Origin of the sequence: Comamonas sp. 7D-2, assembly GCF_022749555.1 — a bacterium.
Lineage (GTDB): Bacteria > Pseudomonadota > Gammaproteobacteria > Burkholderiales > Burkholderiaceae_C > Comamonas > Comamonas thiooxydans.
The window spans coordinates 3,112,015-3,124,648 of the sequence record NZ_CP094238.1; the positions used below are offsets into that span (position 1 = coordinate 3,112,015).

Below are 12,634 nucleotides of genomic sequence, written 5' to 3' on the forward strand. Positions count from 1 at the left end.
GGCAGGACGGCTCATGAAAAGGTCTTGGTAAAAATAAGATTTTTCTTATTCTTTCGCCTAGCCATTGATTACATACTTCACGCAACTTTGACTGAATTTTTAATCTCCTCGGGCATCAGCAAGCGGGGACGATTCACTGATAGGAGGCTAAATGCCAATTGGCCGAATAACGATGTATTGGTTAGTGGCGGCCTTGATGGGAATTTCATCTCAGGCAGAGGCACAGACGTCGTGTACTGTGACTGGGGGGCGCCAAACGTTGACGTTCGATGGCCCGGGAGAGATCATGGTGCCCCGTGATGTACCGAATGAGACTCTGGTCTTTACTGACACCAAGCCACTCGCTAAGGACATCCGCTTCACCTGCAACAATGGTGCAACCCTGTTTGGAATGCTCGCCGCTCCTGCGCGAGGACCGACTCCAGTAGATTCGTCTTACTTTCCTACTGGCACACCTGGACTGTCGTTTCGAATAAGGACGCGAAGCGGGGGCATCGTAACTCCTCCGATAGCGCATGATGCCGGTCAATGGATACTGCCCGGCCACATGGTACTGGAACTTTTCAAGACTTCGGCATTTGAGCCCAGCGGCCAGATTAAAGCAGGCGAGATCGGAACCTTAAAGCTTGGACCCGATATCCTCATCACATATAGACTGGCTCAACCCATAAACTTTATCGCTGGCTCCTGCGAGAGTCCGGACGTGAACGTTGCCATGGGGGATGACTATATTTCGTCCGATTTTGATGGACCAGGTACCCGTACCATACCGGTCTCCTTCAACCTGAATCTAAACCGATGCCCACCTGGAATAGGCAAGGTCAATTACACCTTTGTTGCGTTGACAAAGGTCATTGACGCCAGTCAGGGAATCGTCGGGCTTAATGATGGATCAGGCGCCATTGGAGTCGGGCTTCAAATCAGAGACGGCAATGACGTACCTCTTGCTTTGGATACTCCCCATACATTTACAGGCTACGACTCCCGCCAAGGCGGTAGTTTTCAGATCCCGCTGAAGGCGAACTATTACCGATTAACAAACGAGCCTAGATACAAGCCTGGAACTGCAAATACAGAGCTGATATTCATCATGAGCTACTTGTAGGCTACGGGTTCCAAGATTTGAAGTCCTTCAGGGCTTGAGCCGCGGCGGCCGAGCTCCACCTGGGCAAAAAACGCGCTGGCCAGCTTCAATATCTCGCTGGGCCGGCGCCGTTCCTTGACCCGCGCTCCAGCTCCTTCATGCGCTGAAGCTCGCCGGTCGTGGTGCCTTCGCGTACGCAGGCATCGACCTCGGCACGCTTGACCCATTCGTTCAAGGTCTGCGACACGCAGTCAATCCTGGAAGCGATGGACTCGATACTTGCCCACAATGATGTGGCCCTCCCCCACGGGGCTCCCGCACCAGCCTCACCACGCGCTCGCGAACCTCGGGGGAGAACTTGTTCTACCTGTTCATGGCTTCATCTTCCCAAGTGCTGAAGCCTCCTTGTTAGCTCGAACGCAGCAGCGTTGCCAGCCGTTGCTCGATCCACAAGGCCGTAGCGCCCAGCTCTGCACCTTGCAAATTGAGCATACGCACGGCTAACGGCGGGAGCTGCAGTTCCGCGCAGTCCAGTGCCACGATGCGGGGCTCTATATCGGGTGCTTGCGCGATATTGCGCGGCAGAATTCCCCAGCCTATGCCGTCGGCCAGCATGTCGGCAAGCACGTAGAAGCTCTCCGAGCGCCAGATGCTCGGACTGATCACGAGGTCTTCAACACCCTCGATGTGCATCACCAACTGCCGGTGAGAGGCCAGGTCCTCGCGCTTGATGCCATTGCACTTGGCCAGCTCGTGGTCGCGCGATACGAACACCATCTGAGGTACGCCAGCCACATAAGTTTGAGCAAACTGAGCGCCTGCCGGGCCTCGGTCAAACTGGAAGGCAAGCTCAGCTCGACCTGATTGCACCTGGCGTGCGACTTCTGCCGCCGTGCCATTGAGCAGGGTCAACTCCAAAGCCGGGAACTGGTGCGCCAGCTCCTGCAGCAACCTGGCAATCGGCGGATAGGGCAAGGCTTCGTCGATAGCCACGCAAAGCTTGGCTGTCTGGCCATGTGACAGCTTGCGCGCGCGCAGGTCTAGCGCCTGGGCCTGATTGAGCAAGGCCCGTGCCTCCAGCAGGATGACTTCGCCAGCCTGCGTGAGTCGCACCGACCGGCCTACACGATGAAACAACTCCAGCCCGAGATCCGCCTCCAGCAGTCCCATGGCCATGCTCACTGAAGATTGAGTTCGGCCCTGGCGCCGAGCGGCCTGGGTCATCGAGCCACAGTCCGCCACGGCAACGAATTGGCTCAAACGTTCTAGTGTCCATTCCATAGATCAATTTTACTGATTGATCTGAACTTTTCTCAAACAAAAAATTGATTGATCATTGGCAACACGGTCGCTTCAAGCGGCCTCTCCAACCATTGAACGAAAGAATCCATGACGACATCCATTCAGCTAAGACCATTGGAGCGCGACGATTTGCGCTTTGTGCACCACCTGGATAACAACGCCAGCATCATGCGGTACTGGTTTGAAGAGCCTTATGCAACCTTTGATGAACTGACCAGCCTCTACGACTCACACGTTCACGACCAAACTGAACGTCGCTTTGTAGTCGAGCATGAAGGGGCCCGAGGGGGGCTGGTTGAGTTGGTGGAAATCGACCTGGTACACCGCCGAGCGGAGTTCCAGATCATTGTTGCTCCTGATCAGCAGGGCAAGGGGATTGCCACTCGTGCCACTCGTCTGGCGCTTGACTATGGCTTCAAGGTTCTCAATCTGCACAAGATCTTTTTGCATGTGGACAAGGAGAATGCCAAGGCTATCCATGTCTATACGAAGCTTGGCTTTCAGCCGGAAGGTGAACTGGTCGATGAATTCTTTGCCAACGGCCAATATCGAAGCGTGTTGCGCATGTATTTGCTGCAGAAAAGTTACCTCAACAAGGAATGAATCATTGAGGAGCCTCTGGGCTCAGTAGTTCATTGCGCCGGTAGTTCATTGCGCCGGTAGTTCATTGCATCAGTTGTACTGGCGTCTTGCGGCACATGCCAACGTCGCTGGCAATGGCTTGACCATGGCTTTGCCGCGCCGGGCCACCTGGGCTTGAGGATCTCCTGCCGATGCATCCGATAGACACAGTGCTGCACGAGCTGCAGCACCGCGACCGCCAGCGCAGCCGCCTGCCACGCGCTATGAAAAGCAAAGCAGCCACCGCCAGCCCAGCAAAACTATCGGCATCAAACTGCTTTCAAATCCAGTCAGATCAAGCGCAACGTGCTCACAAATTCATATATGAAAAGCACAGAATTATTCATAGATGAATCAAAAATAGATATTTAAATACATCTATGTATTGAATAAGCATACAGACAACAATGAAGTCGCCTGCTGTCGCATGCAAGCAATGCTTTAGAGACAAAAATAATTCATAGATTTACATGTTTTGACCAAAACACTAATATCTATGCATGCCACGCCAGAACACATCGCCCGCAGACTACCCGCAAGCCGTACTCCAGCAGATCGAGCAGCTTGCGCAGAACATCGTCATCGCCCGTAAACGGCGCGGCGAGTCGCAGGCGCAGTGGGCCAAGAAGCTGGGCATATCGCAGCCCACCATGGCGCGCATAGAGCGCGGCGACCCGTCCGTTGCCATGGCCTCGTATGTGATGTGCATGTGGCTGATCAATCAGGCCGGCGGCCTGGCCGACCTGATCGCGCCGCAGAACGACCATGCGGCGCTGGAGAAGGAGGTCGCGAAGATTGACAGCAAGCGCAAGAGCAGCGCTCCCAAAAAGAACAAGCCATCAACGGCGGCAACGAAAGCTGCATCGCCTCAGCCATCGACTTCAGAAACGAAAGGCTTGGCTGGACTGATTGAACGGATGGCCAGGTACGCTTTAGAGCAAGAGATGCAAGCTCAGGGCGACAAAAAGACAGCTGCAGCAGCAGGACTAGCCGCTCTCATGAACAAATCAACGCCTCAAAAGCTATGAGCCTGCCCATCAACGCCGTCTCGCCACGCACCTACGTGCCGCAAGACCAGCTCTATGTGTGGGCCATGGTCAACCCTGCTGCGCCCACGCTGGTGGGCGAGCTCAGCCTCTCGCAGCTGGTGGCAGACTGCGCCACTTTTACCTACACGCCGGACTGGTGGAACTTTGCGCTCAGCGAGGACATGCCCATCGTCCAGGGGCAGATCTTCAGCACTGGCGAGAGGAACACGGCCCCCGGCGCAATCGACGACGCCCGCCCCGACCGCTGGGGCGAGCGCATCATTCGCCACATCGACCGGCCTGTCCGCCTGTCCATTCTGGAAATGCTGCTCTTCGCGGGCGACGACCGCTTTGGCGCGCTGGGCGTGTCGACCTCGGCAGAGCAGTACATTCCGCGCTACCTCGGGCCCTATCCGCAGTTGAAGGATCTGGCCCAACTCGCCGCCGCGGTAGAAGACGTGCAGACCCAGGCCCCGATCACCGCAGAGATACAGCGCCTTATCCAGCCCGGCGTCACCCTCGGCGGCGCGCGGCCCAAGGCATTGCTGCAGACGGATAACGGCCCCTGCGTCATCAAGTTCAGCGAGCTCGACGACCCCGTGGACACCCCGCTCATCGAGCACGCCACCATGACGCTGGCCGCACAGGCCGGCATGTATGTGGCCGACACCGCCGTGCTGCCACTGCCGCCACGCTATGGCAAGGCGCGCCACGCCCTCACCATCGAGCGCTTCGACCGCCTGGGCCCCTACCGGGTGCACTGCCAGTCCGCCCACACCGCCCTGCGCGCTGCGGGGCTGGAGCAAAGCTACAGCAATCTGGCCACCATCCTGCTGCGCCTGGGCCACCCGGACCGGCAGGCCGCCATGCGCGAGGAGCTGTTCAAACGCATGGTCTTCAACATTCTCATGGACAACACCGACGACCACGAGCGCAACCACAGCATCAGCCTCAATCTGGCAGACGGCTACTACGACCTCACGCCCGCCTATGACGTGGTGCCCAGCCTGCAGAACCTTGGCTATCAGGCACTCGTGGTGGGTACCGCAGGCTCCGAATCCAGCCTGGAAAACGCACTCACCCAGATCAACGAGTACGGCATCAAAATGCCCCGCGCCATCGAACTGATACGGCAGATGGCCGCTGCCGTCGATCGCTGGGCCGCGCACTTTACTGCGCTGGGGGTCAGCAAGTCCGACATGGAGCTGCTCGCCGCCAGCATCGACCGCGACGCGCTCAGATCGCAAAGACAGGCCTTTCTGTAAAAGCTAAGCACCTCCCACCCCAACAAAAAGCCCGCAACGTTCCAGAATTGGCGGGCTTTCTTGATTCCCAAGGGATCTTGATGACCGACAGCTCAGACCGCGAACAATTGCTTCGCAGCTAAGCAGAGGCATCAGAGATAAGAAAAATCCTCAAAAAGACAAAGAAAGTAATTTTTTCTTCAGTGAAGTCGGAAAAATTTTGTTTAGCATTTGCCAAATAACTTTTTTCCTCGAGGAGCAGATGGCACATCACCGTAAAGTTGGTTATGCACATCTACGTGAGCGCCTGAGCACAGGGGCATTCGAGCCGTCACAACCTGCCAAAGTCTACCCTGTCCAGAAATTTGTGCGACTGTCTGACTGCGTGCAAGTACCTGAACACGCCGCTCCTGCCTCCGATGCCAGTGCATTGGAGCATCTGCTCTTCGCCCTCAAGCATGAAGAGCTGGATCTGCAAGCCGCGATACTAGCCCTCAAAAAAATCGACCCAATACCACTGGTGGAGCAGTTTTCACAGGCCACCAGCAGCAGCTATCTCCAGCAAGCCTGCTTCCTCTGGGAAATAGCCAACCAGCAAACTTTGAATGCACCACCAGCCAAAGGTGCGACCAAGCCGCTATTTGACCCCAATCTATTTCTCACCGGCCCATCGAGCAAATACACCCGATGGCGCGTGGACTTCAACGGCATAGGTTCCATACAGTACAGCCCCACCGTCAGACTCACCCCTGAAATCAAGGCTCTGCTGGCCGAAGATATCCTTGGTCAGGCCCGCGAGTTCATCCAATCCATGGACCCCGACATGGTCGAGCGCGCGGTGCGCTGGGCGTATCTCAGCGAGACCGAAGGTTCATACGCGATTGAGCGCGAAGCGCCTACAGGCAACCGCACAGAAGCATTTGCCAAGCTTCTTGCTCGCGCTCATGAAGAGATCCTTCTCACTGAAGAATATCTGGTCGAGCTTCAAAATCTCACCGTGCAATCGGCCATGGATCAGGCAGTGGAGTACCGCAACCAGCAAAACTGGCTGCGACGCGACAGCAGCATCACCTACGTACCGCCAGCACCTGAGCACCTCCTCCCCGTAATGGAAGGCCTGCTCACACTGGCCAACCAAAAAGACAACGGCATCCATCCACTGGTTCTGGGATCGCTGGTCAGCTTTGGATTTGTATTCGCCCACCCCTTCATGGACGGAAACGGTCGCCTATCGCGTTTCTTGTTCCACAAAATTGCCTGCCGCAATGCCAATTTACCCAACGGTCTGGTACTCCCCATCTCTACAGCGATGGCACGCCATGAAGGCCACTACCTGAGGGCCCTCAAGTCCTTCTCTGCCCCCGCGCGCGACCTATGGACAGTGGCCAAAGTCTCAGACCTGGAGTACGACTGCGCCTTTGAGGGCTCACCCGAGATCTACCATTTCTGGGACGCCACACAGTGCGTGCAGTTTGGCCTGGAGATGGCCAAAGAGGCACTCCAGCGTGACCTGCATGAAGAAGTTCATTTCCTCGGCCGATTTGATCGTGTGTATTCACGGCTCAATAAAGCCATTGACATGAACAACAACCTCATGAACCTGATCACAAGACTACTCGTGCAAAACGATGGCGCTCTGTCAATCAGCAAGCGAAAAATGTTCATAGCCAAAGGCTGCACAGAGGTGCTACTGAACGAAGCCGAACAGATTGCTCAAGAAGCGTTAAACGAAGAAAGCCCAGATTAAGGATGCAATCAATGGAACAGCCCGCACACGCGGGCTTTTTTAATCACCAAGGAGTCTTGACGACCGATACCTCAGACCGCGACGAACTGGGGCGACTGGCGGGCGAGCACAACTATGTATCGGCCCTCAGGTCCGCGATGGACCTGGCCGTGCTCGACAAGCTGCTGACCGAAAACCCGGTCGCGACGATCCCCTGCGCCAAGTGGCAGCGAGAACCGCCAGACCCGTTCGACTGTGAGGAAGTGGAGAAGATCATTGACCACGCGCGCACCAACTTTGCGCCCACGGTCGCCAACTTGATCGCGTTTCGATTCTTCTCAGGTCTGCGCACCAGCGAGATGGTGACCCTGCGCTGGCAAAGCATCGACTGGAACAAAATGCAGGTGCTGATCCCACAAGGCGGCCTGCGCAAGCAGGCCAAGACGAACAAGGCCCGCCTCGTCAGCTTGAACAGCCGGGCCCTGGATGCATTGGAAAGACAAAAGGAGCAGACCCCCGAGGGCGCAACTCGGCAACGTGGCCGGGGACGTCATGCGCCAAACCACACCCAAGGACTCACAGACGGTCTTTGTGGAACCGACGCATGGAGATCCGTGGGCTGACGAGAAGCGGTTTCGCAACCCTTTCTGGGTGCCGGTGCTCAAGGCCCTGGGCATTCGTTACCGGCTGCCCAACCATATGCGCAACACCTATGCGACGATGCTGCTCATGGCAGGTGCCACGCCGGCCTATGCGGCCAAGCAGATGGGGCATTCTGTGGAGATGTTTTGGAGCGTCTATTCCAAGTGGCTGGACGACGGTCAGGGGAATATAGAGCAGGCGAAGCTGGAGTCCTTCATCGGACAAAACTCCCCAGGAACTCCCCTGAAAACAAAGATCGCGATACGTCTTTGTTTTATAAAGGCAAAGCTGGAGCGGGTGATGGGAATCGAACCCACGTTATTTGCTTGGGAAGCAAGAGTCCTACCATTGAACGACACCCGCGTCTGCGACGAAGCCACGACTGCAGCTGTCTTCGACACGCTCACAGTTCCAGGCTGCGAGCTTGGGCTATCGTACATCAAGGCTGTGTAGCCTCCGTTCAAAATCGGAGCATTTGGGCAATTTTTTGCCTCGGAGTTTCCCCGAAAGCAGGGTTTTGAGGACAGGCCTTTCTTCCTCGTTGTTAGGGACACTCCGGTCACGACTGCCTAGCCTCAAATCACATGGGTAAAATTGTGCGGGATCAAAGAGCCTGCATTCAACTGCTGCTCCAAGCGTCGAGCAAAGTCCTGGTCCTGGAGCACGCAAGTCTCGCTACGGGCAAGCAGGTTCCTCGCGTTTTACGCTTGACCAAGATCTTCAATAATTTCTGTAAATACTGGCCAAGTACTGACCGCCCCTGCCGAATCATGCCGCTTTGCTTCTGCGATTTTTTCCTGCCCGCTGACCGCCGTGCCTTGTCTGAAGCACAGGCGGCTGGACGATGGAAGCCGGCCCGCGGAGCTGCGGCATGACGGAGCAGCAGCTTTATGACCTGGCTCCTGCGCTGGAGCTGATGGCTTTCGGTCTGGTGCTGGCCCTGGGGCCCTTGTGCTGGGTCTGGTGGCGCAGTCGCGGAACCGGCCCCAGCAAACGTCTGCAGGCCCTTTGCGTGCTGACGCTGTTCCTGACCTTCGATCTGGTCTTGTTCGGCGCCTTCACACGGCTGACGGACTCGGGCCTGGGTTGCCCTGATTGGCCTGGCTGCTATGGCACGGCCAGCCCTATCGCAGCACATGCCCAGATCTCCGAGGCGCAAGCTGCCATGCCGACCGGCCCGGTCACCCATGGCAAGGCCTGGGTGGAAATGATTCACCGCTATCTGGCGACCACGGTCGGCGTGCTCATCATTGCCATGACGGTCATGAGCTGGAAGCAGGCGCGGGCCGCCAGGCGCAAGGGTCAGCATGCGTCTTTCAGCGGTGCGGCCAACCCCTGGTGGCCAACTCTGGCTCTGGTATGGGTCTGCATACAGGGCGCTTTCGGCGCCTTGACGGTCACCATGAAACTGTTTCCGGCCATCGTCACCCTGCATCTGCTGGGCGGTACCGGCTTGCTGGCCTTGCTGGCCATTCCTGCATCGGGACTGAGCCAGCAGCAGGCCGGTCGCTCTGCGGTCCCGATTGCCGGACGCTTGCGCATCGCGCTATGGCTGTGTCTGGCGCTGCTCATCGTCCAGGTCAGCCTGGGCGGCTGGGTCAGCACCAATTACGCCGTGCTGGCCTGCACGAGCTTCCCTGGCTGCCAGGGCAGTTGGTGGCCGGCCATGAATTTCGCCGAAGCGCTGCAGATCTGGCGCCCTCTGGGCATGCTCAAGGACGGCAGCCACATCAGCTTCGAAGCGCTGACCGCGATCCACTACACCCACAGGCTGGCAGCCTATGTGGTGGTTCTGGCACTGGCCAGCCTGTGGTGGGCATTGCGCCATGCCCCTGCACTGGCCAAGCAGCGCCGGCTGCTGGGATTTTTTGCGGTGCTGCAAGTTCTGACGGGTCTGTCCAACGTGGTGTTGGACTGGCCCCTAGTGGCGGCCGTGCTCCACACCGGTGGAGCCGCGGCCCTGGTAACGATTGTGGTCTGGAGCCTGGCCGTGACGCGTAGCCATGCCGTCACCGCCCCCGACCCTGAAATGGCGCACCGCCCTGCCTGAGGCATAGCGCAAAAGAGTGATTGCATGAGTCAAAGTGAAGCCTTGTTGAACAACACCTCGCGAATCAGCCAGTTCTATGCGCTGACCAAGCCGCGCGTGGTGCAGCTCATCGTGTTCTGCGCCCTGATCGGCATGGTGCTGGCCGTGCCCGGATGGCCCACGGCCAATCAGTGGATACATATGGGCGTCGCCTGCGTCGGCATCTGGCTGGTGGCGGCTGCCGCTGCGGCCTTCAACTGCCTGGTGGAACGTCATATCGATGCCAAGATGAAGCGCACCTCCTGGCGTCCCACGGCGCGCGGCGAACTCTCCAGTCAGCAGGCACTGGCCTTCTCGGCCATTCTCTGCATGATTGGCGCCACGATCTTGCTGGTCTGGACCAATGCGCTGACGATGTGGCTGACACTGGCCACCTTTGTCGGCTATGCGGTGATCTACACCGTGGTTCTCAAGCCCGCCACGCCACAGAACATCGTGATCGGCGGAGCTTCAGGCGCCATGCCACCCGTGCTGGGCTGGGCCGCCATGACGGGCAATGTCGGCCCCGAGGCGCTGATTCTGTTCCTCATCATCTTCCTCTGGACCCCTCCCCACTTCTGGGCACTGGCCCTGTACCGCGTGGAGGACTACCGCCAATCCGGCCTGCCCATGCTGCCCGTGACCCACGGCAGCGAATACACGCGCCTGCAGATTCTGCTCTACACCGTTGTGCTGTTTGCGGCCGGTCTGCTGCCCTTCATGTACGGCATGAGCAGCTGGCTGTATCTGTTCGCGGCCGTCGTTCTGGGTGCAGGCTTCATCGCCTATGCCGTGGCCCTGTACCGCAATTACTCGGACGAGCTGTCGCGCCGCACCTTCCGTTTTTCACTGCTTCACCTGAGCCTGCTGTTTCTCGCCCTGCTCGTGGATCACTACCTGTTCATGGCCTGATCTTTCAAGCCCTGCCATTGCAAAAGCCCGGCTCGCCGGGCTTTTCTACGTCTGTCGGAAAGTGATCTTCCCGTGCGTTCCGAGTCTAGGTTTGAGTGCGGATTCAATGGATCTTGTGCAGCCCTGCCAAACCCCGGGCTCCGTGCCCAGGGCGCAACGTACCGCCGACGGCTCAACGGCGGCCTGGCCGGACACCCACTCTGATCACCCCGATCACCAAAAAAGGCCAGCCCCGACTACAGGGCTGGCCTTGAGCCTGCATCCGGCAGACCTAATCAAGCGTCCATTTACAGACCCTTGAGCAGCTTGCCGTTCACTTCCTTGCCGTACATGGAGTATTGGCCATGGTGCTTTTCGGCCGTGGCCTGCAGATTGCCGTTGAAGCGCGGATCCTGGCCACGCTCCTGGCTGTTGATGAAGGTCGCCACATCCCAGGCTTCCTGATCGCTCAGCGTTGCATTGCCGTAGGGCATGTTGTTCTTGATGAAGTTGGCCGCCTTGTCGATGTCATGCATGCCGGCACCCCAGTTATAGGAGTCCTTGCCCCACAGCGGCGGGAACACGGCCACATCGCCGACAAACTGGCCTTTGCCGTCTGCTGCGTGGCATAGCGCGCACTTGGCTTCATAAACCTTGGCACCGGCTTCATAGGTGGGAGTCTCTTCGGGCTTGCCCGCCTTCTTGAAACCTGCACCGGGCAGCTTCTCGCCCGTGGGGGCCTTCTGTGCCATCCAGTAGGCATAGGACTCCAGTGCCACCAGAACGTCATGACCGTCGTCCGGTGCCTTGCCGTTCATGGAGTACATGAAGCAGCCGCGCACGCGCTCGGCAAAGGTGTCCACATGGTCGGTCTTCTTGCGATAGGCCGGGTACATGGGGTAGGCCCCCCACATGGGGGCTGCGCCCTTCAAGCGACCCGCGTCGAGGTGGCAATTGGTGCAGCTCAGCGGGTTGCCCGAGAAGCCTACGGCATTGACCGGCGTGCGTGTGAAGATCGCTTCGCCACGGCGCACCCATTCGCCCATGGGGCCTTCCGGATAGTCGCTGACACCGGGAGGTGTGAATTCGCCGGGCTTGGCTGCCACTGTCACGGCCTTGGCGTCTGCAGCAGGCGCAGCCACCTTGGCTGGTTCTTCAGCCTTCTTGGGGCTGCTGATGCTCATGCCATACCAGAGCGCGCCGCCCAGACCGGCGAACAGGCAGGCCACCACGGCGTATTCAGCGAGATTGGAGCTTTTGGAAGCAGTTTGTTGTTTGTCCGACATTGTCAACTCCCGAACTCTTAAGGCTTGGCGGTTGCTGCTGCAGCAGCGGGGTTGTGCAGGCGCTGGTAATACGCAGCAACGGCCTTGACGTCATCGGCCGTGAGCTTCTTGGCCACAGCCCCCATCAGACCCAGTGGGCCGGCCTCGCGCTGCCCCTTGTTCCAGGCATCGATCTGACTTTGCATATAGTCGGCTGTCAGATGGCCGATGGCCGGAAAGTCCTTGCCCACGCCCACGCCACCGGGGCCGTGGCACTGCGCACAGGCAGGAATGCCGTCAGCCCAGCGACCACGCTCGACCAACCAGGCACCGCTATCGTCGCTCTTGCCGGGCAAGGCACCACGCACGCTCTTGATAGGCAGTTGCAGGCTGGCGTAATAGGCGGCCACATCGGCGCGTTCCTGCTCGCTCAAGGCCTTGGCCATGGGAGCCATGACAGCGGACTGACGGGCTCCAGCCGCCAGCTGGTTCAGCTGACGCTCCAGGTAACCGGCGTGCTGGCCCGCCAGTGCAGGGAAGCCAGGCTGGCCCTCGCCCTTGGCACCATGGCAGGTGACACAGGCAGCCGCACCGCCGGCCGAGCCGGACTGAGCTATCTTTGCACCGGCAGCGACATTGCCGTTCAATGCAGCCTTGGCGGCAGCAGGTTCTTGCGCCCAGGCGCTGGTCGCCATCAGCATGGAAATGCCGACAGCCACCCACGACCGGGGCAGAGTCTTTGTGTTCAAGCGATTCATCTTGG

The 12,634-nt window shown here is 58.5% G+C and carries 11 protein-coding genes, 1 tRNA gene and 1 pseudogene; 8 read left to right on the plus strand and 5 right to left on the minus strand.

Going from position 1 to position 12,634, the window contains the following annotated elements:
• Positions 1–286 precede the first annotated feature (286 nt).
• A complete protein-coding gene (locus MPZ60_RS14355; protein WP_242607036.1) occupies positions 287–1,105 on the plus strand; it encodes a fimbrial protein in 819 nt (272 codons plus the stop codon).
• A gap of 42 nt (positions 1,106–1,147) precedes the next feature.
• Here the strand turns inward: MPZ60_RS14355 and MPZ60_RS14360 are convergent.
• A pseudogene (locus MPZ60_RS14360) lies at positions 1,148–1,417 on the minus strand (IS3 family transposase); the annotation flags it as partial.
• 75 nt (positions 1,418–1,492) lie between these two features.
• Positions 1,493–2,365 (minus strand): LysR family transcriptional regulator, encoded by an 873-nt coding sequence (locus tag MPZ60_RS14365; RefSeq protein ID WP_034354101.1) that lies wholly within the window; start codon positions 2,363–2,365, stop codon positions 1,493–1,495.
• A 108-nt stretch (positions 2,366–2,473) separates the two neighbouring features.
• Here MPZ60_RS14365 and speG point away from each other — a divergent pair, with 108 nt between their 5' ends.
• From speG to MPZ60_RS14390, 5 genes are all read left to right on the plus strand, one after another.
• Positions 2,474–2,989, plus strand: a complete 516-nt coding sequence (speG, locus tag MPZ60_RS14370) for a spermidine N1-acetyltransferase (RefSeq protein WP_034354104.1) — start codon at positions 2,474–2,476, stop codon at positions 2,987–2,989.
• Between the two features lie 518 nt (positions 2,990–3,507).
• Positions 3,508–4,035 (plus strand): helix-turn-helix transcriptional regulator, encoded by a 528-nt coding sequence (locus tag MPZ60_RS14375; RefSeq protein WP_034354108.1) that lies wholly within the window; start codon positions 3,508–3,510, stop codon positions 4,033–4,035.
• Positions 4,032–5,300, plus strand: a complete 1,269-nt coding sequence (locus tag MPZ60_RS14380) for a type II toxin-antitoxin system HipA family toxin (protein WP_034354110.1) — start codon at positions 4,032–4,034, stop codon at positions 5,298–5,300. The genes MPZ60_RS14375 and MPZ60_RS14380 overlap by 4 nt, the downstream gene beginning before the upstream one ends.
• 241 nt (positions 5,301–5,541) lie before the next feature.
• A complete protein-coding gene (locus MPZ60_RS14385) occupies positions 5,542–7,026 on the plus strand; it encodes a Fic family protein (RefSeq protein WP_034354250.1) in 1,485 nt (494 codons plus the stop codon).
• A 56-nt stretch (positions 7,027–7,082) separates the two neighbouring features.
• Positions 7,083–7,628, plus strand: a complete 546-nt coding sequence (locus MPZ60_RS14390; protein WP_242608126.1) for a tyrosine-type recombinase/integrase — start codon at positions 7,083–7,085, stop codon at positions 7,626–7,628.
• 308 nt (positions 7,629–7,936) lie between these two features.
• Here MPZ60_RS14390 and MPZ60_RS14395 read toward each other — a convergent pair.
• A tRNA-Gly gene (locus MPZ60_RS14395) sits at positions 7,937–8,010 on the minus strand.
• 508 nt (positions 8,011–8,518) lie between these two features.
• Between MPZ60_RS14395 and MPZ60_RS14400 the strand changes: the two genes are divergently transcribed.
• A complete protein-coding gene (locus tag MPZ60_RS14400) occupies positions 8,519–9,697 on the plus strand; it encodes a heme A synthase (protein ID WP_034354253.1) in 1,179 nt (392 codons plus the stop codon).
• Positions 9,698–9,721: 24 nt separating this feature from the next.
• Complete coding sequence (gene cyoE / locus MPZ60_RS14405) at positions 9,722–10,627, plus strand: heme o synthase (RefSeq protein WP_003062379.1); 906 nt, start codon at positions 9,722–9,724, stop codon at positions 10,625–10,627.
• Between the two features lie 287 nt (positions 10,628–10,914).
• Here the strand turns inward: cyoE and MPZ60_RS14410 are convergent, their stop codons facing one another.
• Both MPZ60_RS14410 and MPZ60_RS14415 read right to left on the minus strand, forming a co-directional pair.
• Positions 10,915–11,892, minus strand: coding sequence for a c-type cytochrome (locus MPZ60_RS14410; protein ID WP_012838687.1), 978 nt, complete (start codon positions 11,890–11,892; stop codon positions 10,915–10,917).
• A 17-nt stretch (positions 11,893–11,909) separates the two neighbouring features.
• Positions 11,910–12,629 carry a c-type cytochrome gene (locus MPZ60_RS14415; protein ID WP_034354112.1) on the minus strand — a complete coding sequence of 240 codons (720 nt, stop codon included), beginning with the start codon at positions 12,627–12,629 and terminating at the stop codon, positions 11,910–11,912.
• Positions 12,630–12,634: the final 5 nt, after the last annotated feature.

Bases quoted from the DNA above. Each gene is read 5' to 3' on its own strand.
- MPZ60_RS14355 (WP_242607036.1), top strand. From the start codon at position 287: ATGGTGCCCCGTGATGTACCGAATGAGACTCTGGTCTTTACTGACACC.
- MPZ60_RS14365 (WP_034354101.1), bottom strand. From the start codon at position 2,365: ATGGAATGGACACTAGAACGTTTGAGCCAATTCGTTGCCGTGGCGGAC.
- speG (WP_034354104.1), top strand. From the start codon at position 2,474: ATGACGACATCCATTCAGCTAAGACCATTGGAGCGCGACGATTTGCGC.
- MPZ60_RS14375 (WP_034354108.1), top strand. From the start codon at position 3,508: ATGCCACGCCAGAACACATCGCCCGCAGACTACCCGCAAGCCGTACTC.
- MPZ60_RS14380 (WP_034354110.1), top strand. From the start codon at position 4,032: ATGAGCCTGCCCATCAACGCCGTCTCGCCACGCACCTACGTGCCGCAA.
- MPZ60_RS14385 (WP_034354250.1), top strand. From the start codon at position 5,542: ATGGCACATCACCGTAAAGTTGGTTATGCACATCTACGTGAGCGCCTG.
- MPZ60_RS14400 (WP_034354253.1), top strand. From the start codon at position 8,519: ATGACGGAGCAGCAGCTTTATGACCTGGCTCCTGCGCTGGAGCTGATG.
- cyoE (WP_003062379.1), top strand. From the start codon at position 9,722: ATGAGTCAAAGTGAAGCCTTGTTGAACAACACCTCGCGAATCAGCCAG.
- MPZ60_RS14410 (WP_012838687.1), bottom strand. From the start codon at position 11,892: ATGTCGGACAAACAACAAACTGCTTCCAAAAGCTCCAATCTCGCTGAA.
- MPZ60_RS14415 (WP_034354112.1), bottom strand. From the start codon at position 12,629: ATGAATCGCTTGAACACAAAGACTCTGCCCCGGTCGTGGGTGGCTGTC.